Origin of the sequence: Leucobacter sp. PH1c (genome assembly GCF_000633415.1) — a bacterium.
Taxonomy (GTDB): Bacteria; Actinomycetota; Actinomycetes; order Actinomycetales; family Microbacteriaceae; genus Leucobacter.
This window is the reverse complement of the sequence record NZ_AYMV01000022.1, coordinates 90,390-109,737: the sequence shown is the minus strand read 5'-3', so window position 1 is coordinate 109,737 and position 19,348 is coordinate 90,390. Positions and strand designations below refer to the sequence as shown.

The following is a 19,348-nucleotide window of genomic DNA, read 5'->3' as shown; positions in this document are numbered from 1 at the left end:
CCACCACAGGAGAGAACTGACATGAACCCCTTTGATCTGAGCGGCACCGTTGCCGTCGTCACCGGAGCGCGGCGCGGGATCGGGCGCGGCATCGCTGAAGCGCTCGCGGCGGCCGGCGCCGACATCATCGCGGCGTCGAGCCAGCAGGAATCGGGAGGCGGTGCGGTCGGCGACGCGGTGCGCGCGCTCGGCCGCAGCTTCACCGGGCACGCCGTCGACTTCACGGACCGTACCGCAGTGCGCGAGTTCGGCGAGACGGTGGCCGGAGCAGACATCCTCGTGAACAACGCCGGGACGATCCGCCGCGCTCCCGCCGCGGAGCACCCCGTCGAGTGGTGGGACGAAGTGATCCAGGTGAATCTCTCGGCGCAGTTCCTGCTGAGCCAGATCGTGGGCCGCGGCATGCTGGAGCGCGGCGCGGGCCGGGTGATCTTTACCGCGAGCCTGCTGAGCTTCCAGGGCGGCATCAACGTTCCGGGCTATACCGCGGCGAAATCCGGGGTGGCGGGCCTCGTCGCCGCCCTGAGTAACGAGTGGGTGGGGCGTGGCGTCACCGTCAACGGCATCGCGCCCGGCTACATCGCCACGGACAACACCGAGGCGCTGCGGGAGGACCCCGAGCGCTCGCGCGCCATCCTCGAGCGCATTCCGGCTGGCCGCTGGGGGACGCCGGCCGATCTCGGCGGCGCCGCGGTGTTCCTCGCGAGCCCGGCCGCGGCCTACGTCTCGGGGACGATCCTCCCCGTCGACGGCGGATGGCTCGCGCGATGACACCGCTCTCGGAGCAGCGGATCATCCCGCTCGCCGTGCCGGAGACGCCGGCCGAGGTCGACGCGCTTGGCACGGGGCTCTCTGCCGGCGGCATCGGAGCCGTCGAGATCGGCCTGCGGCACCCGGCGGCGCTCGACGCCGTGCGCGGCCTTGCCGCCGACGGACGCCTCCTCGTGGGCGCCGGGACGGTGCGCTCGGCGGCGCAGGCGGACGCCGCCGCCTTGGCGGGGGCCGCCTTCCTCGTCTCGCCCGGCCTCTCCGCGGACGTCGTGCGCCGCGCGGCCGAGCTCGACCTGCCGATCATCCCGGGGGTGGCCTCGGCGAGCGACATCATGCGCGCGGTCGATCTCGGCGTGCGCGTCGTGAAGCTGTTCCCCGCGCACCTCCTCGGGGGACTCGCCGCCCTCGACGCCTTCCACGCCGTGTTCCCCGACGTGCGCTTCGTGCCGAGCGGCGGGGTCTCGCAGGACACGCTCGCGGAGTACCTCGCGCACCCCGCGGTCGCCGCCGTGAGCGGCAGCTGGATCACCTCGGAGCGCGTGCTCGCGGGCGGTGCGGCCGCCGTCGCCGCCGCCGCGCGCCGCGCCGCCGCGACCGTCGACGAGGCAGCGCGATGAGCGCGCCGCTCCTCGTGACGGTCGGCGAGTGCCTCGGCCTGGTGAGCGGAGTCGGCGCAGGCGGGCTCGCCTACGGCACGCAGGCGGAGATCAGCTTCGGCGGCGCGGAGGGGAACGTCGCGATCTGCGCGAGCCGGCAGGGGGCGCGCGTCGCCTGGGTCGGCCGGATCGGCGAGGACCCGTTCGGCGATCGCATCGTGCGCACGCTCCGCGGCGAGGGCGTCGAGGTGCACGCCGTGCGCGACCCGAGTCGCTTCACCGCGATGATGCTCAAGGAGCGCACCGGAGCGGGCGCCACCCGGGTGAGCTACCTTCGTCACGGCGCCGCGGGCAGCGGGATCACTCCGGCGGATCTTCCCGGAGCACTCCTCGCAGCGGCGAGCGTGCTGCATGTCACGGGGATCTCGGCCGGGCTGAGCGACAGTTCGCACGAGACGGTGCGCGCGGCCGTCGCCGCCGCGCGATCCGCGGATGCGGCCGTGTCCTTCGACGTCAACCACCGGAGCAAGCTCTGGGACGCCGCGGATGCGGCGGCGAGCTATCGCGCGCTCGCGGCCGCCGCGGACATCGTCTTCGCCGGCGAGGACGAAGCCGAGATCCTCGTGGGGCGGGGGACGGTTCCCGAACTCGCCGCCCGGCTCGCGGCGCTCGGGCCCCGCGAGGTCATCGTAAAGCGCGGAGAGCGCGGCGCCTACGCGCTCGTCGACGGCGCCGTGCACGTCGAGCCGGCGGTGCCCGTGCGCGCCGTCGACACGGTCGGGGCGGGCGACGCCTTCGTTGGCGCCTACCTGACGGCGCGCATGCGCGGCGCCTCGCTCGCGGAGCGCATGGCCGCGGCCAGCGCGAGCGGTGCCGCAGCCTGCCTGCGCACCGGCGACTGGGAGGCCATGCCGAATCGCGACCAGCTGCGCCAGCTGCGCGGCGGGGGCGACCCGGTCGAACGGTAACCGCGCGGGTCGGCATCGGCCGCCCGCGCACGGAAGGAGAACACACATGAACGCACACGCTCCCGCAGCCGCGCTGCTCCCGGACGACGCCGAACGGGCGACGCTCATCGGCCGGATCTGGGATCCGGAGGTGCGCGCCGCCCGCGTCGTCGCGGTGCACGGGGCGCGGCTCGTCGATCTGAGCGAGCGGGTGGACTCGCTCGCCACGCTCATCGACCGCCCGGACGCCCGGGAGCTCGTGCGCGCTGCTGTGGCCGACCCCGAAGCGCTGAGCTGGGACCTTGACGCCGTGGTCGCCACGAGCACCGACGACGCCGGGCCGCACGCACCGCACCTGCTCGCCCCCGTCGATCTGCAGGTCGTGAAGGCGTGCGGCGTCACCTTCGTCGACTCGATGATCGAGCGGCTGATCGAGGAGCGCTGCGCCGGGAACCCGGATCGTGCGGCGGAGATGCGCGAGCGCGTCACCTCCGCGATCGGCGGCAGCCTCGCCGAGCTCCAGCCGGGGTCCCCCGCCGCGGCCGAGGCGAAGGCGGTGCTCACGGAGCAGGGCATCTGGTCGGCCTACCTCGAGGTGGGGATCGGACCGGACCCCGAGGTGTTCTCCAAGGCGCCGGTTCTCGCCTCCGTCGGCTACGGCGCCGCGGTCGGGGTGCCCGAGTTCTCCTCCTGGAACAACCCGGAGCCGGAGCTCGTGCTCGTGGTCGACTCGCGCGGCGAGATCCGCGGCGCGACCCTCGGCAACGACGTGAATCTGCGTGACGTCGAGGGGCGCAGCGCGCTGCTGCTCGGGAAGGCCAAGGACAACAACGCCTCGAGCGCGATCGGGCCGTTCGTGCGGCTCTTCGACGCGCACTTTACGCTGGAATCGGTCCGGGACGAGGAGATCTCGCTCCGCGTCGAGGGGGCGGACGGATACGTCATGACCGGGGTGAACTCGGTCGGGCGGATCAGCCGGCCCTTCGAGGAGCTCGTCGCTGCGACGCACGGGGAGCACCACCAGTACCCCGACGGCTTCGTGCTGTTCACGGGCACGCTCTTCGCACCGACGGAGGACCGTGGCGAAGCGGGGCTCGGCTTCACCCACGCCTACGGCGACCGGGTGCGCATCTCGAGCCCGCAGCTCGGCACACTGCTCAACACGGTGCGCCGCATGGACGAGCTTGCCCCTTGGACCTGGGGCATCCGCGAACACATCCAGGGCCAGCAGCGGATCGACCGCGCACGCGCCGAGCGCCGGGAATCGGCGGCGGCGCGCTGAGTCGCGCGGCCGTCGGCCCGACCCGAGACCGGCAGCGTCCCTGCCGGTCCGCTCACCGCATGAGCACGCTCACTGAACGATTGAAGGAGAGAGAACGATGAAGTTTGCACACCTCGGCCCGGTCGGCGCCGAGATCCCGGTCCTCGTGGACGACGAGGCCAGCTACGACCTCCGGGGGCTCACCCCGGCGATCACCGGAGCGTTCCTGGAGGCGGGCGGCCTCGCGGCGGCGGCGGCGGCCCACGCGGCGGGTGAGCTCCCCGTGCTCGCGGACGCGGACGCGCTGCGCGTCGGCGCCCCGATCGCCCGCCCGAGCGCCGTGATCTGCGTTGGCATGAACTACGCGGCGCACGCCGCAGAATCGGGCTCGGCCCCGCCCGAGCGCATCGTGATGTTCCAGAAGACGCCGAACACGGTGGTCGGGCCATACGACGACGTCACGATCCCGCCCGGCAGCGAGAAGACGGACTGGGAGGTGGAGCTCGGGATCGTCATCGGGAAACGTGCGAGCTACCTCCCGGATCGCGCGGCGGCCGCCGCGCACATCGCGGGCTACGTGCTCGTGAACGACCTCTCCGAGCGCAGCTGGCAGATCGAGGAGTCGGGCGGACAGTGGGGCAAGGGTAAGTCCGGCCCCGGGTTCTCTCCGACCGGTCCCTGGCTGGTGCCGGCCGACGCGGTCGACCCCGGAGCCCTCCGACTGCGCAGCTTCGTGAACGGCGAGCCCCGGCAGGACTCGAGCACGGCGGACATGATCTTCGACGTCGCGACGATCGTGCACGATCTGAGCCAGTACCTCGTCCTCGAGCCGGGAGATCTCGTCCTCACGGGCACGCCGCAGGGCGTCGCGCTCTCGGGCAACTTCCCGTACCTCCGCGCGGGCGACGTGATCGACCTCGAGATCGCGGGGCTGGGCTCGCAGCGCCAGCGCTGCGTCGCCTACGGCGGGACCACCGCGGACGCCGACCGTGCTGACGCCGACCGTGCGGACGCTGCCGAGGCGAACGGGGCCGCATCGTGAGCGGCCAGGGTCTGCCCTTCGCGGGCCTCGTCGCGATCGTCACGGGCGGCGGATCGGGCATCGGAGCAGCCGTGGTGCGCCGACTTGTCGACGCGGGGGCGAGCGTTGCCGTGTTCGACCTCCGCATCGATGCGGTCGCGGAGCCCGTGCTGGGCTGCGCGGTGGACATCGGCGACGACGCGAGCGTCCGCGCAGGAATCGCCGCGGTCGCCGAGCGCTTCGGGCGGATCGATATCGTGATCAACAATGCCGGCGCCGGTGCGCAGGGCACGATCGAGACGAACGACGACGCCGAGTGGCATCGCGTCTACGACATCAACGTGCTCGGGCTCGTGCGCGTCTCGCGTGCGGCACTGCCCTGGCTGCGCGAGTCGCCCGCCGCCGCGATCGTCAACGTGGGGTCGATCGCGGCGACTGCCGGGCTGCCGGACCGCGCGCTGTACGGCGCGACGAAGGGGGCGGTGCAGGCCCTGTCGCTGCAGATGGCGGCCGACCACCTGCGCGAGGGGATCCGGGTGAACTGTGTGAACCCGGGGACCGCGGACACCCCCTGGGTGCAGCGGCTGCTCGGCTCGGCGGCGGATCCCGTTGCCGAGCGCGCCGCGCTCGAGCGGCGGCAGCCGCACGGGCGGCTCGTCGCGCCGGAGGAAGTGGCCGAGGCGATCGTCTACCTCGCGAGTCCGCTCGCGGGCTCCACGACCGGCGCGGCCATCGCGGTGGACGGGGGCATGCAGGGTCTCCGGCTGCGCCCGCTCGGGTAGATCGGGCCCCGCTACCGTCCGCCCGTGGCGAGCCGCATCAGATCCGAGTCGAGGGTGATCCCGAGCTCGGTGCCGCCGGCGCTGCCGTAGGAGTGCTGGTACGCGTTCCACGTCTCCTCGCGGACGGCGGTGCGGAAGCCCCCGGCCACGAGGGCGACGAGCTCGGCTGCGGCGCGCTCGATCCGGGTGCCGAAATCACTGTGGTTCCAGTCGTCGGGAGCGGCGAAGAGCGCGGTGGGCACGGTCACCGTGCGCAGGTAGGCGAACAGGCCGCGCATCTGGTCGTCGACCACGAGGGCGTGGCGCGCGCTGCCCGCGGTCGCCGCGAGCACGACCGGCGTGCCGATCAGCAGGTCGTTGTCGAGCACCTGGAAGAAGCTCGTGAACAGCCCGCTCGCCCCGGCCTTGTAGACGGGGGTCGACGCGATGATCGCGTCGGCGTCGCGCATGATGTCGCTCGCCTCCTGGAGGGCGGGCGAGATGTGCTGGGAGACCATCGCCGTGGTGACGTCGGCCGCGAGGACACGCAGGTCGACCATGCGGATCTGCACGGCGATCCCCTGCCGCTCGGCGAGCGCTGCGGCCTTGTCGGCGACGCGGCGCGCGAGCATCGTCGTGGTGGACGGGTCGCTCGTGCCGGCGCTGACGATCGCGATCGACGCGGTGCGGGCGGCGGGGGTTCCGCCGTCGAAGGGGGCGTTCATGGTCGTGCGTTCCTTTCGGGTCTGTGGGGGTGTGGTGCCGCGGTCAGGCGGCCGGCGGGGCGACGAGCTTGCGCGTGAGGCGCGCGAGCTCGTGCATCTCGTCCGGGGTGAGTCGGGCGCCCACCTCGCGGGCGACGCTCTTCGCGTGGGCGCGGCCGATCTCGCGCTGCACGCGAGCACCGTCCGCGGTGAGGGAGACCCGCACGGCGCGGCCGTCCTGCTCGTCGGCGGCGCGCGCGAGGAGCCCCCGGCCGGTGAGCCGATCGATCATGCGCGAGAGCGCGGGCTGGCTCAGCAGCACGTTGCTCTGAATCTCGCAGATCCGCATCGGCTCACCGTGCTTCGCGAGCGTGTAGAGCACGTCGTACTCGCGGACACTCGCCTCCTCCCAGATGCTCTCGGCCCCGAAGCGGCCCATGAGCGTGGCGTGCGCCGTCATCAGTGCCTCCCAGGTCTCATTGCTGAGTCGGATGTCTGCGCGGGGTGCGGTGCTCATCGGGCTGCTCTTTCGTGATGGGGTGAGTGGGAGTGGCGGGTCGGGCCTGGGCGGCGGCCCCCAGCCTAGAGGCCGAAGGCAGAGCCGGGCTTCGCGGCCGAGTCCTGGTAGGGCGAGCCGCCCGTGACGTTGTCGCCGCGGTTCGCGTTGGGCCGGGGCTGACGGGGCTCGGCGTCGCCGTACTTCGCGCGCACGAGGCTCTCGTGGCTCGGCGACTCGGGCACCTCGGGATCCCGGCGGGCGGCCGTCTCGGCGCGGAGCACGGGGAGCACCTCCGAGCCGAGCAGATCGAGCTGCTCGAGCACGGTCTTGAGCGGCAGGCCGGCGTGGTCGACGAGGAACATCTGGCGCTGGTAGTCGCCGAACGTCTCGCGGAAGGAGAGCGTCTTGTCGATGATCTCCTGCGGGCTACCGACCGTGAGCGGGGTCTGCTGCGTGAAGTCCTCCATGCTCGGGCCGTGGCCGTACACGGGGGCCTCGTTGAAGTAGGGGCGGAACTGCGCCGCGGCGTCCTGCGAATTCTTCGCGACGAAGGCCTGGCCGCCGAGGCCGACGATCGCCTGCTTCTGCGTGCCGTGGCCGTAGTGCTCGAAGCGCTCCCGGTAGAAGCGCACGAGGCGGAGGAAGTGCTCCGACGGGGCGAAGAGGTGGTTCGCGAAGAAGCCGTCGCCGTAGTAGGCGGCCTGCTCGGCGATCTCGGGGGTGCGGATCGAGCCGTGCCACACGAAGGGGGGCACGTCGTCGAGGGGGCGGGGCGTCGACGTGAAGCCCTGCAGCGGGGTGCGGAAGTTGCCCTCGAAGTCAACCACGTCCTCGCGCCAGAGGCGGTGGAGCAGGTTGTAGTTCTCGAGCGCGAGGGGGAGCGCCGAACGGATGTCCTTGCCGAACCAGGGGTACACGGGCGCGGTGTTGCCGCGGCCGAGCATGAGGTCCATGCGGCCCTTCGCGAGGTGCTGCAGCATCGCGTACTCCTCGGCGATGCGCACGGGGTCGTTCGTGGTGATGAGCGTCGTGCTCGTCGAGAGCTTCAGTGTTGTCGTCTGCGCAGCGATGTACGCGAGGAAGGTGGTGGGGCTCGAGGAGAAGAACGGCGGGTTGTGGTGCTCGCCCACCGCGAAGACGTCGAAGCCGACCGCTTCGGCGTGGACGGCGATCTGGGCGAGGCCGTCGATGCGCTCTGCCTCGCTCGGCGTCGTGCCGCTGACGGGGTCGCGGGTGACGTCGCTGACCGAGAAGATCCCAAATTCCATGATGCCTGCCTCCAGTTATATGCGCTTGCATGTAAATGTAACACGGGCCGCCGGGATCTATTCCCGAGTTGACGATTCCCATTTCTCGATTTAGACTGACTAGTCAGTTTAGAAATGCGAAGGAAGACCGTGACCACACAGCACGCCGCCCCCACCTCAGCGATCGGCGCCCCCGGCGCGAGCCGCCCGCCCGTCGTGGTGCTCCGCGACGCCCTGGTGAAGGGCGAGCACGGGCCGGTGTTCGGGCCGCTCACCGCGTCGAGCGATCGGCCCATCACCGTGATCCTCGGCGTGCGCGGCAGCGGCCGCACCTCCCTGCTCCTCAGCCTGTCCGGGCGCATGCGCCTCCACGAGGGGCGCGTCGAGACGCTCGGCTCCGAGCGGCTCGCTGAGATCCGGCGCCGCTCCGGGATCGCCGGCTTCGAGGCGATCGACGCGCTCGAGCCCGCCGTGACCGTCGGCGACATCCTCCGGGAGCGGCTCTCGTGGGCGCTGCCCTGGTACCGGCGCGTGCCGCGGATCACGCAGGACCTCGCCGAGGACCTGCTCGAGCCCGCCTTCGGGGCGCTCCAGCTGCCGCCCATCGGCACGCTCGTCCGCGACCTCGACACTGCCTCGGAGCAGCTGCTCCGGATCGGCCTCGCCCTCCTCGAGGAGCCCGAGCTGCTCGTGCTCGACGACTTCGACGCGCTCCGCGATCCCGCGGACCGCGACCTCGTCGCCGAGCGGCTCCTCGCCCTCGCCGAGCGCGGCATCCGGAGCGTGCTCGCAACGAGCGACCCCGGCGACATCGAGCGCTTCGCGGCCCTCGATCCCGCCGTGATCGCCCTCTAAGCCTCACCGACACACACGAAGAGAACGAAGACCGAACCATGTCACTGTTCACCCGCGGCACCGAGCTGCAACGATTCCGCCGGGGGATGCTGCCGAAGATCTCCCTGGCCGTCCTCCTGGTCATCCCGCTCATCTACGGCGCCCTCTACCTCTGGGCGTTCTGGGCGCCGACCGACAACATGAACCACCTGCCCGTCGCGGTCGTGAACCTCGACGAGCCTGCCGAGAAGCCGGACGGCGAGCTGCTCACCGCGGGAGACGACGTGCTCGACGAGCTGCAGGCCGGGAAGGATCTCGACTGGAAGCCGCTCGGGGCGGAGGACGCCGCGACCGCCGTTGCCGACGGCGACGTGTACTTCTCGGTCACGATCCCGAGCGACTTCTCGAGGACGCTCGCGGGGCTGCAGGACGACCCGCGCGCGGGCACCCTCGAGGTGCAGTACAACGACAACAACTCCTTCCTCGCCTCGACCCTCGGGAAGCAGGCCATGGTGCAGCTCCGCGACGCGGTCGCCGAGACGACCACGCGGACCGCGGCCGAGCAGGTGCTCGTCGGCGTCGAGAAGCTGAGCGACGGCACGCGCGATGCCGCGGACGCCGCAGCCACCCTCGAATCGGGCACGAAGCAGGTCTCCGAGGGCACGCAGAAGCTGAGCGCCGGGCTTGGCGAGCTGGCCGACGGGACGGCGCAGATCGTCGAGAAGTCGCCCGAGCTCGTGAGCGGGACGCAGCAGCTGGCCGGCGGACTCGGTACCGCGCGCACCGGCAGCGCCGCGCTCGCCGACGGCAACGCGGCGCTCGCCGCGGGCGCCGGGGAAGCCGCGGAGAAGTCCGGCCAGCTGAGCGCCGGCCTGGGACAGCTCAGCGCCGGCGCGGGCGAGCTCTCCGCGAGCCTCGAACAGCTGAGCGATGGAACGGTCGCGCTGAGCAGCGGTGCGGGTGACCTCGCCGCTGGCGCTGACGCGCTCGCGGCCGGCGCGGGCCAGCTCGCGGCGGGCACGGCCACCGCGTCTCAGGGCGCAGCGAGCCTCGCCGAGAACGCCGGGGCGCTCGCCTCCGGCTCGGCCCAGGTCTCGGGTGGCCTCGGCGCCATCGCAGGCTTCGCCGCGGCGCACCCGGACGCCACGATCGCAGACCTCGAAGCGGCGCTCGCGCAGAACGGCACCTCGCTCGCGGCGGTCTCCGCCGCGGCGCAGCAGGTGTCGGCCGGCGCCGGGCAGCTCGCCGAGGGGGCGGGCCAGCTCTCGGCCGGCATCGCGGGAGCGGACACCGGGGCGCAGACCCTCGCTGGGAAGAGCGGCGAGCTCGCGGGCGGTGCGCACACGCTCGCCGACAAGACGGTGACGCTGCGCGACAGCACCGCGCTCATCTCCTCCGGCGCGGGCACGCTCGCCGAGAAGTCGGCCGTCGCGCGCGACGGCGGCGGACAGCTGGCCGCGGGCCTCGGCACGCTCGCCGACGGCACGCAGACCGCCGCGACCGGGAGCTCCGAGCTCGCCGCGGGCGTCGCGCAGGCCGCGGACGGCGCGAACCGCCTCGCGGACGGTGCCGGACAGCTCGCCGCGGGCGCGACGCAGCTGAACGACGGCGCACAGGAGGCGAGCTCGAAGTCGGGCGAGCTTGCGACGGGCGCGAAGCGGGTCACCGAGGGATCGGGCACCTTCGCGGACGCCCTCGCCGAGGGCGCGGCGGAGGCCCCCGAGTTCAGCGACGGGCAGACCGTGAAGATCGCCGAGACGATGGCCAAGCCCGTCGCGCTCGACGAGTCGACCGAGAACGCGGTGCAGGGCTTCGGCGAGGGCTTCGCCCCCTTCTTCATCGCGCTCGCCTCCTTCGTCGGGGCGCTCATCACCTGGCTGATCCTGCGCCCGCTGCCGCGGCGCCCGCTCGCCTCGAACGTCTCGGGCCTCCGCTCCGTGCTCGCAGGCTTCTGGCCGGCGGCCCTCATCGGGCTCGGCCAGGTGGTCATCATGATGCTCGTGCTGGTCTACGGCATCGGCATGCAGCCCGCGCACTGGGTGGGGATGGCGGCGTTCATGCTGCTCGTCACCCTCGCGTTCCTCGCGCTGCAGCAGATGTTCATCGCCGTGCTGGGAACGGCCGCGGGCCGCGTGGTGAGCCTCGTGCTCCTCATGCTGCAGCTCTCCTCCTCGGGCGGCACGTACCCCGTCGAGACCACGCCGAAGTTCTTCCAGATCCTGCACCCGTTCATGCCGGCCTCCTACGTGGTCGACGGGCTGCGGCAGCTGATCGGCGGGGGCATCGACGGGCGCTTCTGGGCGGCGCTCGCGGTGATGGCCGCGGTGTTCGTCGTCTCCCTCGCCATCAGCGCGATCGCCGCGCGGCGGCAGAAGGTCTGGACCATCTCCCGGCTCCACCCGAGCCTCGCGATCTGACTGCGAGCTCGACACGACGCGGGCGGCGCCCCGGACTCCTCGTCCGGGGCGCCGCCCGCGTTGCGTGGGTGCGGTCAGCCTAGAGCTCGCGCCCCTTCGTCTCGGGGAGCAGGAAGATGGCGGTCGCCGCGGAGATGAGGAGCAGGACGACGCTGTAGAGCGAGAACAGCCACGGCTGCCCGAGCTCCGCGCCGAACCAGGTCTGCAGATAGGGCGCCGTCCCGCCGAAGAGGGCGACCGCGATGCTGTAGGGCACGGCGGTGCCGACGGTGCGGATGTGCGTGGGGAAGAGCTCCGCGAACACGGCAGGCAGGATCGACATGGTGCCGGCGAGGAAGACGAGCACGACGGCCGTCGAGACGAACAGCGTCCACGGCTCCGCCGACATGAGCCCCTGCATCGGGAAGTACAGCGCGGCCGTTCCGAGCAGGCTGATCGCGAGCACCCGCTTCCGGCCGATCCGGTCGGAGAGCCTGCCCCAGAGCGGCAGCACGGCGATGAAGACGATGATGCCGCCGGCGCCGGCCCAGAGCGCGGCGCTCGGATCCATGCCGAGCGTCGCGGTGGCCACGGCGGGCGCGGTGACGCCCCAGACGTAGAAGGAGACGGTCGCGCCCAGGGTGAGGAGGATCACGAGCAGCGCCGCCCGCCGCGGCGGGAGGAGCGGCTCGGGGCGCGTCGCGGTGAGGGTCTGCACGCGGCCGGTCTCGAAGGACTCGGTCTCGTGCATGCCGATCCGCATGACGAGGACGAAGAGCCCCATCGCGGCCGCGACGATGAACGGCACGCGCCAGCCCCACGCCTGCATCGCCTCGGGGCTCATCACGCCCGTGAGCACGGCGCCGAAGAGCGTGGCGCAGAGGATGCCCGTCGTTCCGGAGACGTAAATCAGCGAGGACCAGAGACCGCGCTTGCGCGGTGCGGCGATCTCGGAGAGGTAGGTCTGCGCCGCGGGCATCTCGCCGCCGTGCGCGAGGCCCTGCACGAGCCGGGCGAGCAGGAGCAGCGCGGCCGACCAGGCGCCGATCGCGGCGTGCGTCGGGATGAGGCCGATGAGGAGGCTACCGAGCGAGGCGGCGCCGACCGCGAGGATGAGCGAGGTCTTCCGGCCCGAGCGGTCCGAGATCAGGCCGAACAGCAGCCCGCCGAGGGGGCGCGCGAGGAAGCCGACCGCGAAGATCGCGAAGGTCTGCAGGAGCGAGGAGATCGGGTTCTCCGCGTCGAAGAGCTGCGCGGCGATGAACGGTGCGAACGTGGCGTAGATCTGCCAGTCGAACCACTCGAGCGCGTTGCCGAAGCTCGTGGCGAAGACGGTGCGGAATTGGGATCGCTGCGGTGCGACCCGCGGCGCGGATGTCGTGGTGGTCATGGTGTCCTTCGGTGAGGTCACGCGCGGTCGTTGCGCGTGAGCGGGTGGGTGGGCGCGCCGTCGGCGCCGCTCAGCTCGGCGAGGCGGCGGAGCGCGAACTCCGCCGCGAGCGCGGCGCCGTCGCCGAGCACGGCGTCGTCGTACGCGGCCTGCGGGGAGTGGTTGTAGCCGCTCCCCGCAGCGGGGGTCGCATCGACGAAGACGAAGACGCCGGGCACCTCGGCGAGCACCTCGGCGAAGTCCTCCGAGGCGGTCTTCGGGTGGGGCAGCTCCTCGATCGCGTCGGCGCCGAAGCGGGCGCGGGCTGCGGCGATCGCGGTCGCCGTGTTCTCCGCATCGTTCACGAGCGGCGGGAACTCGGTGCGGAACTCGACCTCGGCCTCCTGCCCGTGCGCGGCGGCCACGCCGCGTGCGACGGCGGGGAGCACCTCGGCCGCGCGGGCCTGGCCGGCGTGCGAGAAGCTGCGCACGGTCGCGTGGAGCTCCGCGCTGTCCGGGATGATGTTCCGTGCCGTGCCGGCGTGCACCTCGCCGATCGTGACGACGACGGGGTCGAGCGCGTCGAAGCGGCGCGTCGTGGCGCTCTGGAGCGCCAGGATCGTCTCGGCGGCCGTCGGCACAGGGTCGCTCGCCAGCTGCGGGGCGGAGCCGTGGCCGCCCCGCCCGACGACGCGGACGCTGAGCGCCGCGGCCGCGGCCATCGCGGTGCCGGAGCGGACGCCGAAACGAGCGGGGCGCGGGTCGCCGGTGAACACGTGCAGGGCGAAGGCGGCTCCGACGCGGGGACCCGCGGCGTCGAGGACCCCCTCGTCGAGCATCAGGCGGGCGCCACCCCAGCCCTCCTCGCCGGGCTGGAACATGAGCACGACGTCGCCGCGCAGCTCGTCGCGCCGAGCGCTCAGCTCCCGGACCGCGCCGACGAGCATCGCCATGTGGAGGTCGTGGCCGCAGGCGTGCATCGCACCGGGCACGGCCGAGCGGGGATCCGCCGCGGGGTCCTCGCTCACGGGGAGCGCGTCCATGTCCGCGCGGAGGAGCACGGCGGGCGCCTGCGCCGGCCGCTCGGGGTGCGTGCCGCGGAGCACGGCGGTGATCGAAGAGCTCGCCGCGCCGAGGGAGACCTCGAGGGGGAGGTCCGCGATCTCATCGAGCAGGCGGCGCTGGGTGCGCGGCAGCGCGAGGCCGATCTCGGGCTCGGCGTGCAGCTCACGGCGCAGCCGGACAAGGGCGGCCTGATCAACGTGGGTCATTCGTGCTCCATTGCAGCAGGGCGGCGGCCGCTCGGTACGCAGCCGCATCGCAGTCAGTCTGATCGTTCGACACTTGCGCCCGCAGAAAAAGCAGGTTTCAATCAAGGAATGCGGGAAATTACAGGAATCGATCATCTCCATGATCCCTCCCTCCTCGACGACGAGGACCTGCGGCTCGTGCACGCGCTGCAACTCGCGCCCCGTGCCTCGTGGACGAGCCTGGCCCCGATCCTCGGTGTGCACAGCACGACGCTCGCGGCCCGCTGGCGACGTCTGAGCGAGGCGGGGATCGCCTGGATCGCGGCCCACCCGCTCGCCACGCGGCTCTGCCCCGTGACCGCGTTCATCGAGGTGCTCTGCGCCATGTCCGAGCGCGAGGCCGTGATCCGCGAGCTCTCGGCGATCCCCGACGTCGTCTCCCTCGACATCTCCGCGCGGCACCGCGACCTGCTCCTCACTGTCTCGGCCGCGTCGCTCGCGCAGCTCACCGAGCACACGCTCGCCCAGATCGCGGCGGTGCCCGGGGTCGAGCACATGGAGACCGCGTTCAGCACCCGGATGCACGTGATCGCGGACAGCTGGTCCATGCGCGCGCTCAGCGCTGAGCAGGCGCGCCGCGTCGCGCAGCTGCACCCGCGACCCCGCCCGGACGGCACGCCCCCGCGAGTGAGCCGCGCCGTGCTGCGCGCGCTCGCGCTCGACGGCCGCGCCTCGGCCGCCGACATCGCGCGTGGCCTCGGCATGAGCGAGCCGACGGTGCGCCGTCAGATCCGCGCGGCGATCGAGCACGGGCTCATCCACTTCCGCTGCGAGCTCGCCCAGGGCGTCACCGGCACCCCCGTGACCGCGCAGTGGTTCGCCTCAGTCCCGGCGACCGAGCACGAGGAGCTCGCTCGCCGCGTGGCCCAGATCCCCGGGGTGCGGCTCTGCGCCTCGACGACGGGCCGCACGAACATCCTCATCGCGGTCTGGCTCCGCTCCGTCGCCGAGGTGCCGCGCGTGGAGGAAGCGCTCGTGGGCGCCGTGCCCGGGCTGGTGATCCGCGAGAGCGCGATCGCGCTACGCATCGTGAAGCGCGTCGGCTGGCTGCTGGGCGACGGCGGCCGCGCCACGGGCGAGGTGATCGCGCCCTCGTGGGGGCACGCAGGGCCCGAGTAGGGGAAGATGGAGGTATGGCCCGCGTCAACACCAAACTGCTCATCACCGAGGCCGCGGTCCGCGTCGCCGCGCAGCACGGGATCAGCGGTGCATCCATGGATCAGATCGCGGAGGCCGCGGGCGTCGCGAAGGGCAGCCTGTACTACAACTTCGCCTCGAAGGACGCGATCTTCGAAGAGGTGATCCGCGACGGCTTCGCCCGTCTCGCCGCCGCGATCGACGAGGCGCGGGACTCTGTCCCCGCGGCCGAGGCGCCGCGCGCCGTCGCCGCGGCGACGCTCGAGACGCTGCGCAGCAATCTCGATCTCGCGAAGCTCATGGCCTCCGAGGTGTTCCGCACGGATCGCCCCTGGGCCGACACCATGACGCTCGCCCGGGGCTCGGTCACCGTGCGATTCCGCGACGTGCTGCGCGCCGCGCGCGAGGCGAACGGCGATCCCGCTGCGGCGGAGACCACCGAGACTGCGGGCGCCGCGTTCTTCGGCGCGCTCGCGGGCGCCTGCCTCGACTGGTTGCTCTTCCGGAAGGACCAGCCCGTCGAGCTCGTGCTCGACCAGGTGCTCGTCGCCTTCTGAGCGAATGACAGCGGCGGCGGCTCCCGGGAGGGAACCGCCGCCGCTGTCGTCGTGCTGAGCCGCGCGCCTACTCGGAGAGCAGCGCCTGGATCCGCTGCACGCCCTCGAGGATCGCGTCGTCGCCGAGCGCGTAGCTGAAGCGCAGGTAGCCGGAGGGGCCGAACGCCTCGCCGGGGACCGCCGCGACCTCCGCGTGCTCGAGGATCAGGTCCGCGAGCTCGAGCGAGGTGGTCGGGGTCACGCCGCGGACGGGCTTGCCGAGCGCCGCGGTGACGTCGACGTACGCGTAGAAGGCGCCCTCGGGGGTGGGGCACACGAAGCCGGGAACCTTGTTCAGCTCGCCGACGATGAGCTTGCGGCGGCGATCGAACGCGAGACGCATCTCCTCGATCGGCTCCTGCGGGCCCGTGAGCGCCGCGATGGCCGCGCGCTGCGCGATGTTGTTGATGTTCGAGGTGAGGTGCGACTGGAGGTTGGCGGCACCCTTGATGACGTCGGCGGGGCCGAGCATCCAGCCGAGGCGCCAGCCGGTCATCGCGTACGTCTTGGCCACGCCGTTCACGAGGATCGCACGATCCTGCAGGGCGGGGGTCGCCTCGACGATCGAGACCGCGCGGACCCCGTCGTAGGTGAGGTTCTGGTAGATCTCGTCGGCGATGACCCACAGGCCGTTGGCTTCGGCCCAATCGCCGATCGCCTGCGTCTCCTCCGGGGTGTACACCGCGCCCGTCGGGTTCGAGGGCGAAACGAAGAGCAGCACCTTCGTGCGCTCGGTGCGGGCGGCCTCGAGCTGCTCGACGGTCACCTTGTAGCCCTGCTCGGAGCCGGCGAAGACCTCGACGGGCACGCCGTCCGCGAGCTGGATTGCCTCGGGGTACGTGGTCCAGTAGGGGGCGGGGAGCAGCACTTCGTCGCCCGGATCGAGGAGCGCCTGGAAGGCCTGGTAGACGGCCTGCTTGCCGCCGTTCGTGACGATCACCTGCGAGGGATCGATCGCCCAGCCCGAATCGCGCGCGGTCTTTGCGGCGATGGCCTGCTTCAGCTCGGGCAGACCGGCCGCCGCGGTGTAGCGGAAATTCTTGGGATCGTCGAGGGCGGCGCGCGCCGCGTCGACGATGTGCGAGGGGGTCGCGAAATCAGGCTCGCCCGCGGCGTAGCTGATGACGGGGCGGCCCTCGGCCTGGAGTGCCTTCGCCTTGGCGTCGACCTTGAGCGTGGCAGACTCGGCGATGGCGGCGAGCTTCTTTGACAGACGAGAGTTGGTGGTCACGCGCACCAGTCTAGGCCGTGCAGCGGTCCCTCGGGGAATGCGCGCGAGCCGACGAGTGAATCCGGAGTGAAGCGGAGTTCATGCAGCTTTCACGCCGCCGCCAAAGCGCCGTCATCCTGTATCGACAACTTGGGCTGAGGCGTGCCTATCTCGGGCACCGGAGGAGAGGAATCCATGTCCAAGAGAAGGATCGTCGCGCTCGCGCTGGGCGGCGTCGCACTGCTCGGCGCGCAGGCGGTACTCCCGCCCGCCGTCGCGGCCCACGCCGCCCCGCGGACCGAGCTCGCGCCGCCCACCGCGAGCCACGAGAGCGGCCGCTACGTCGGCCCGCAGGCCGTGACGCTGGCCGCCGCCGAGGGGACCGAGATCCGCTACACGCTCGACGGCACGCACCCGACGCGCAGCAGCGCGCTCGCGACGGGCCCGATCCTGGTCGAGCGGACCGCGAACCTCACCGCGGTGGCGTTCACCGACCGCGCCGAGAGCCTCCCGCTGATCCGCGGGATTCTTGTCAAGACAGCGGAGGAGCCGCTCGCCCAGTTCGCCGTGATGAGCGACATCCACCTCTCCACGGGGACGGGCCCCGCGATGGCGAAGTGGGACGGGTACTTCGACACGCTGCGGCGGATCGCGCCGCGGCCGGACGCGCTCATCTCGAACGGCGACCAGATCAACGACAACTTCTTTAACTCGGCGGCGGACCACCAGTTCCCCCGCGCGATGCTCGAGCGGAACCTCGCGCGCACCGGGATGACGGACACGCAGGTGATGCTGTCGTTCGGCAACCACGACGACTACGTGACGCGCATGGCCGAGCAGTATCCGGACGACTGGTTCCCCGGCACGACGGGGTACTACGAGTCGACCATCGGCGAGTTCCCCGCGTTCGTCGTCAACACGGAGGCCTGGAACGCGACGCAGGCGGAGTGGCTGTACGGCAGGCTCGCGGCGCTGAGCGCCGACCCGGCCACGGAGGGCCTGCCCGTCTTCGTCTTCGGGCACCGCCCGATCCCCGCGACGGTGTGGGACGGGGCGCAGGCGTCGAACGGCGGCCTGAAGTCGAGCCTCAGCGACTTCCCGCAGGTCGTCTACTTCTCGGGCCACTCGCACCTGAACATCACCGACGAGCGCTCGATCCACCAGCAGGACTTCACCTCCGTGAACGAGGGGTCCATGTCCTACGGCGAGAACGACGGGAAGTTCCAGATCTTCGGGCCCGGGCTCGCGCGCGACGCCACCATCCCGACCGCGCAGTCCGTGGTGGTCGACGTGTACGGCGATCGGATCGAGATCGACCGGATCAACTACGCGGCGGACCCCGGGCGGACGTACACGGACGACGGGGCGTGGGCCTTCCAGGAGAACCCGCCGTTCGCGTCCTCCGGCTCGCTCGCCGGACCGAGCTGGGTGATCGCGCGCGGCGCGACCCCCGCGGAGACGAAGGCGCGGTTCACCTACACTCAGGCGAACCGCAATGCGGTGGCGCCTGAGTGGGGTGAGGAGCCGCCGAGCGTGCGCCAGACCGAGGACGGTCCCGTGCTGCGCCTGCCGCAGGCGGGGGACGACCAGTTCACCGCGGAGTACACGCTCACCGTGACCGACGTGGAGACCGGGCAGGTCACCGAGCTGGTCCCCGCGAACGGGCGCATCTACTCGGACTACGTCGTGGCGCCGAAGCCGGCGGTGCTCGACATCCCGCTCGCGGTGCGCGCGGGCAACGCAGTGGGGCGGCCGATCGACCGGACGCTCACCCTCGGGCGCGAGTACGAGGCGGTGCTCGTCGCCTACGACTCGTATCAGAACCGGAGCGCGCCGCTGAGCTTCCGCTTCGTCGCAGGCGCCCTGGACGAGCGCGCCCTGGCGGCTGCCGAGAGCCGCGCCGAGGCGGTGCTGGCGCAGCTGGACCGGGTGCTCGGCGCGACCGCGCCTGCTGAGGACGAGGACTACGCCGTGGCGATTGCGGATCGGGCGGCGGCCGAGGCCGCCGCCGCGGCGCTCCGAGCGCAGCTGGAGAGCGAACCGGCCACGCAGGACGCCGTGGACGAACTCGCGTGGGCTCTCGCGGACGGTGCGGCCGAGGTCGAGCAGCAGCTGATCGCCGTCGACCGCGGGCCCCTCCGGGCTGCGATCGGCGAGGTCGAGGCCGCGCTCCCGGCGGAGCGGGCGGAGCGGACGGAGCGAGCGGGTGCCGCGGAGGCCGGGGGCGCCGCGGGCGCCGAGCGCGCGCTCCGCGTCGAGCTGGGGGAGGCCAGGGAGCTCCGCGACACCCTGAACGTGCCGCAGGCGCAGCTCGATACCGCAACCGCCGACCTGCGCACCGCCCTCGCCGCCTGGCAGGACGCTGATGGCGGTGAGCAGCCCGGCACGGGTGGGCCCGGTGATACGGGCGGCACCGACGGGACGGGTGAGCCCGGCGGCACGGGGGGATCGAGCGACTCCGGCGGCTCGGGATCCGCGGGTTCCGCGGCCACGGCCGCGCTCGCGCAGACCGGCGCCTCCGGGGCGCCCGCGCTCGCCGTCGCCTGCGCGCTGCTCCTCGCGGGCGCCGCGGCCCTCGGGCTCCGGCTGCGGAAGCGCCGGGCGTAGCGCCCCGCTGCCGCGGCGTTCCGGAGCCCGGGCGCGCCGGAACGCCGCGGCCCCAGTTCGACAACCCGCCCGGGATCCCGTA

Annotated in this window: 17 protein-coding genes; 11 read left to right on the top strand and 6 right to left on the bottom strand. The window is 72.6% G+C overall.

Annotation, left to right across the window (positions count from 1 at the left end):
- Positions 1–21 precede the first annotated feature (21 nt).
- The 6 genes from U874_RS0108415 to U874_RS0108390 all read left to right on the top strand — a co-directional run bounded on the left by U874_RS0108415 (position 22) and on the right by U874_RS0108390 (position 5,378).
- Positions 22–771 (top strand): SDR family oxidoreductase, encoded by a 750-nt coding sequence (locus U874_RS0108415; protein WP_025134097.1) that lies wholly within the window; start codon positions 22–24, stop codon positions 769–771.
- Positions 768–1,388 (top strand): bifunctional 4-hydroxy-2-oxoglutarate aldolase/2-dehydro-3-deoxy-phosphogluconate aldolase, encoded by a 621-nt coding sequence (locus U874_RS0108410; protein WP_051582853.1) that lies wholly within the window; start codon positions 768–770, stop codon positions 1,386–1,388. The genes U874_RS0108415 and U874_RS0108410 overlap by 4 nt, the downstream gene beginning before the upstream one ends.
- On the top strand, positions 1,385–2,335 hold the full coding sequence (locus tag U874_RS0108405) for a sugar kinase (protein WP_025134095.1): 951 nt from the start codon (positions 1,385–1,387) through the stop codon (positions 2,333–2,335). Before U874_RS0108410 ends, U874_RS0108405 begins: the two co-directional genes overlap by 4 nt.
- A 46-nt stretch (positions 2,336–2,381) precedes the next feature.
- Positions 2,382–3,596, top strand: a complete 1,215-nt coding sequence (locus U874_RS0108400) for a fumarylacetoacetate hydrolase family protein (protein WP_025134094.1) — start codon at positions 2,382–2,384, stop codon at positions 3,594–3,596.
- Positions 3,597–3,693: 97 nt separating this feature from the next.
- A complete protein-coding gene (locus U874_RS0108395; protein WP_025134093.1) occupies positions 3,694–4,617 on the top strand; it encodes a fumarylacetoacetate hydrolase family protein in 924 nt (307 codons plus the stop codon).
- Positions 4,614–5,378 carry an SDR family NAD(P)-dependent oxidoreductase gene (locus U874_RS0108390; protein ID WP_232755889.1) on the top strand — a complete coding sequence of 255 codons (765 nt, stop codon included), beginning with the start codon at positions 4,614–4,616 and terminating at the stop codon, positions 5,376–5,378. Before U874_RS0108395 ends, U874_RS0108390 begins: the two co-directional genes overlap by 4 nt.
- Before the next feature lie 11 nt (positions 5,379–5,389).
- Here the strand turns inward: U874_RS0108390 and U874_RS0108385 are convergent, their stop codons facing one another.
- From U874_RS0108385 to U874_RS0108375, 3 genes are all read right to left on the bottom strand, one after another.
- A complete protein-coding gene (locus tag U874_RS0108385) occupies positions 5,390–6,082 on the bottom strand; it encodes a CE1759 family FMN reductase (protein WP_025134091.1) in 693 nt (230 codons plus the stop codon).
- A 43-nt stretch (positions 6,083–6,125) separates the two neighbouring features.
- Entirely contained in the window at positions 6,126–6,578 is a 453-nt protein-coding gene (locus U874_RS0108380) for a MarR family winged helix-turn-helix transcriptional regulator (protein WP_025134090.1), read from the bottom strand.
- Between the two features lie 65 nt (positions 6,579–6,643).
- A complete protein-coding gene (locus U874_RS0108375; RefSeq protein WP_025134089.1) occupies positions 6,644–7,828 on the bottom strand; it encodes a CE1758 family FMN-dependent luciferase-like monooxygenase in 1,185 nt (394 codons plus the stop codon).
- 129 nt (positions 7,829–7,957) lie between these two features.
- On the opposite strand from U874_RS0108375, the gene U874_RS0108370 reads away from it, so the two are divergent.
- Together U874_RS0108370 and U874_RS0108365 are read left to right on the top strand one after the other, a co-directional pair.
- Positions 7,958–8,662, top strand: a complete 705-nt coding sequence (locus U874_RS0108370) for an ATP-binding cassette domain-containing protein (protein WP_025134088.1) — start codon at positions 7,958–7,960, stop codon at positions 8,660–8,662.
- A 38-nt stretch (positions 8,663–8,700) separates the two neighbouring features.
- Positions 8,701–11,058 (top strand): YhgE/Pip domain-containing protein, encoded by a 2,358-nt coding sequence (locus tag U874_RS0108365; RefSeq protein ID WP_025134087.1) that lies wholly within the window; start codon positions 8,701–8,703, stop codon positions 11,056–11,058.
- 79 nt (positions 11,059–11,137) lie between these two features.
- Here U874_RS0108365 and U874_RS0108360 read toward each other — a convergent pair whose 3' ends face one another.
- The gene (locus U874_RS0108360) at positions 11,138–12,427 is read right to left on the bottom strand and encodes an MFS transporter (RefSeq protein WP_025134086.1); all 1,290 of its coding nucleotides are present in this window, start codon (positions 12,425–12,427) and stop codon (positions 11,138–11,140) included.
- A 17-nt stretch (positions 12,428–12,444) separates the two neighbouring features.
- Positions 12,445–13,677 (bottom strand): M20 family metallopeptidase, encoded by a 1,233-nt coding sequence (locus tag U874_RS0108355; RefSeq protein ID WP_025134085.1) that lies wholly within the window; start codon positions 13,675–13,677, stop codon positions 12,445–12,447.
- A gap of 108 nt (positions 13,678–13,785) precedes the next feature.
- Here U874_RS0108355 and U874_RS0108350 point away from each other — a divergent pair, with 108 nt between their 5' ends.
- Positions 13,786–14,835 carry an Lrp/AsnC family transcriptional regulator gene (locus U874_RS0108350; RefSeq protein WP_025134084.1) on the top strand — a complete coding sequence of 350 codons (1,050 nt, stop codon included), beginning with the start codon at positions 13,786–13,788 and terminating at the stop codon, positions 14,833–14,835.
- 14 nt (positions 14,836–14,849) lie between these two features.
- Positions 14,850–15,410 (top strand): TetR/AcrR family transcriptional regulator, encoded by a 561-nt coding sequence (locus tag U874_RS0108345; protein WP_025134083.1) that lies wholly within the window; start codon positions 14,850–14,852, stop codon positions 15,408–15,410.
- A gap of 67 nt (positions 15,411–15,477) precedes the next feature.
- Here the strand turns inward: U874_RS0108345 and U874_RS0108340 are convergent, their stop codons facing one another.
- On the bottom strand, positions 15,478–16,680 hold the full coding sequence (locus tag U874_RS0108340) for a pyridoxal phosphate-dependent aminotransferase (RefSeq protein WP_025134082.1): 1,203 nt from the start codon (positions 16,678–16,680) through the stop codon (positions 15,478–15,480).
- 174 nt (positions 16,681–16,854) lie between these two features.
- Between U874_RS0108340 and U874_RS14795 the strand changes: the two genes are divergently transcribed.
- Positions 16,855–19,266, top strand: a complete 2,412-nt coding sequence (locus U874_RS14795; protein WP_025134081.1) for a chitobiase/beta-hexosaminidase C-terminal domain-containing protein — start codon at positions 16,855–16,857, stop codon at positions 19,264–19,266.
- The last annotated feature ends 82 nt before the right edge of the window (positions 19,267–19,348 follow it).

What these genes read in the sequence shown, in the direction of transcription:
- U874_RS0108410 (WP_051582853.1), top strand. Translation starts at nt 768, where the DNA reads ATGACACCGCTCTCGGAGCAGCGGATCATCCCGCTCGCCGTGCCGGAG.
- U874_RS0108345 (WP_025134083.1), top strand. Translation starts at nt 14,850, where the DNA reads ATGGCCCGCGTCAACACCAAACTGCTCATCACCGAGGCCGCGGTCCGC.
- U874_RS14795 (WP_025134081.1), top strand. Translation starts at nt 16,855, where the DNA reads ATGTCCAAGAGAAGGATCGTCGCGCTCGCGCTGGGCGGCGTCGCACTG.
- U874_RS0108375 (WP_025134089.1), bottom strand. Translation starts at nt 7,828, where the DNA reads ATGGAATTTGGGATCTTCTCGGTCAGCGACGTCACCCGCGACCCCGTC.
- U874_RS0108355 (WP_025134085.1), bottom strand. Translation starts at nt 13,677, where the DNA reads ATGACCCACGTTGATCAGGCCGCCCTTGTCCGGCTGCGCCGTGAGCTG.
- U874_RS0108400 (WP_025134094.1), top strand. Translation starts at nt 2,382, where the DNA reads ATGAACGCACACGCTCCCGCAGCCGCGCTGCTCCCGGACGACGCCGAA.
- U874_RS0108395 (WP_025134093.1), top strand. Translation starts at nt 3,694, where the DNA reads ATGAAGTTTGCACACCTCGGCCCGGTCGGCGCCGAGATCCCGGTCCTC.
- U874_RS0108405 (WP_025134095.1), top strand. Translation starts at nt 1,385, where the DNA reads ATGAGCGCGCCGCTCCTCGTGACGGTCGGCGAGTGCCTCGGCCTGGTG.
- U874_RS0108380 (WP_025134090.1), bottom strand. Translation starts at nt 6,578, where the DNA reads ATGAGCACCGCACCCCGCGCAGACATCCGACTCAGCAATGAGACCTGG.
- U874_RS0108365 (WP_025134087.1), top strand. Translation starts at nt 8,701, where the DNA reads ATGTCACTGTTCACCCGCGGCACCGAGCTGCAACGATTCCGCCGGGGG.
- U874_RS0108385 (WP_025134091.1), bottom strand. Translation starts at nt 6,082, where the DNA reads ATGAACGCCCCCTTCGACGGCGGAACCCCCGCCGCCCGCACCGCGTCG.
- U874_RS0108415 (WP_025134097.1), top strand. Translation starts at nt 22, where the DNA reads ATGAACCCCTTTGATCTGAGCGGCACCGTTGCCGTCGTCACCGGAGCG.
- U874_RS0108360 (WP_025134086.1), bottom strand. Translation starts at nt 12,427, where the DNA reads ATGACCACCACGACATCCGCGCCGCGGGTCGCACCGCAGCGATCCCAA.
- U874_RS0108350 (WP_025134084.1), top strand. Translation starts at nt 13,786, where the DNA reads ATGCGGGAAATTACAGGAATCGATCATCTCCATGATCCCTCCCTCCTC.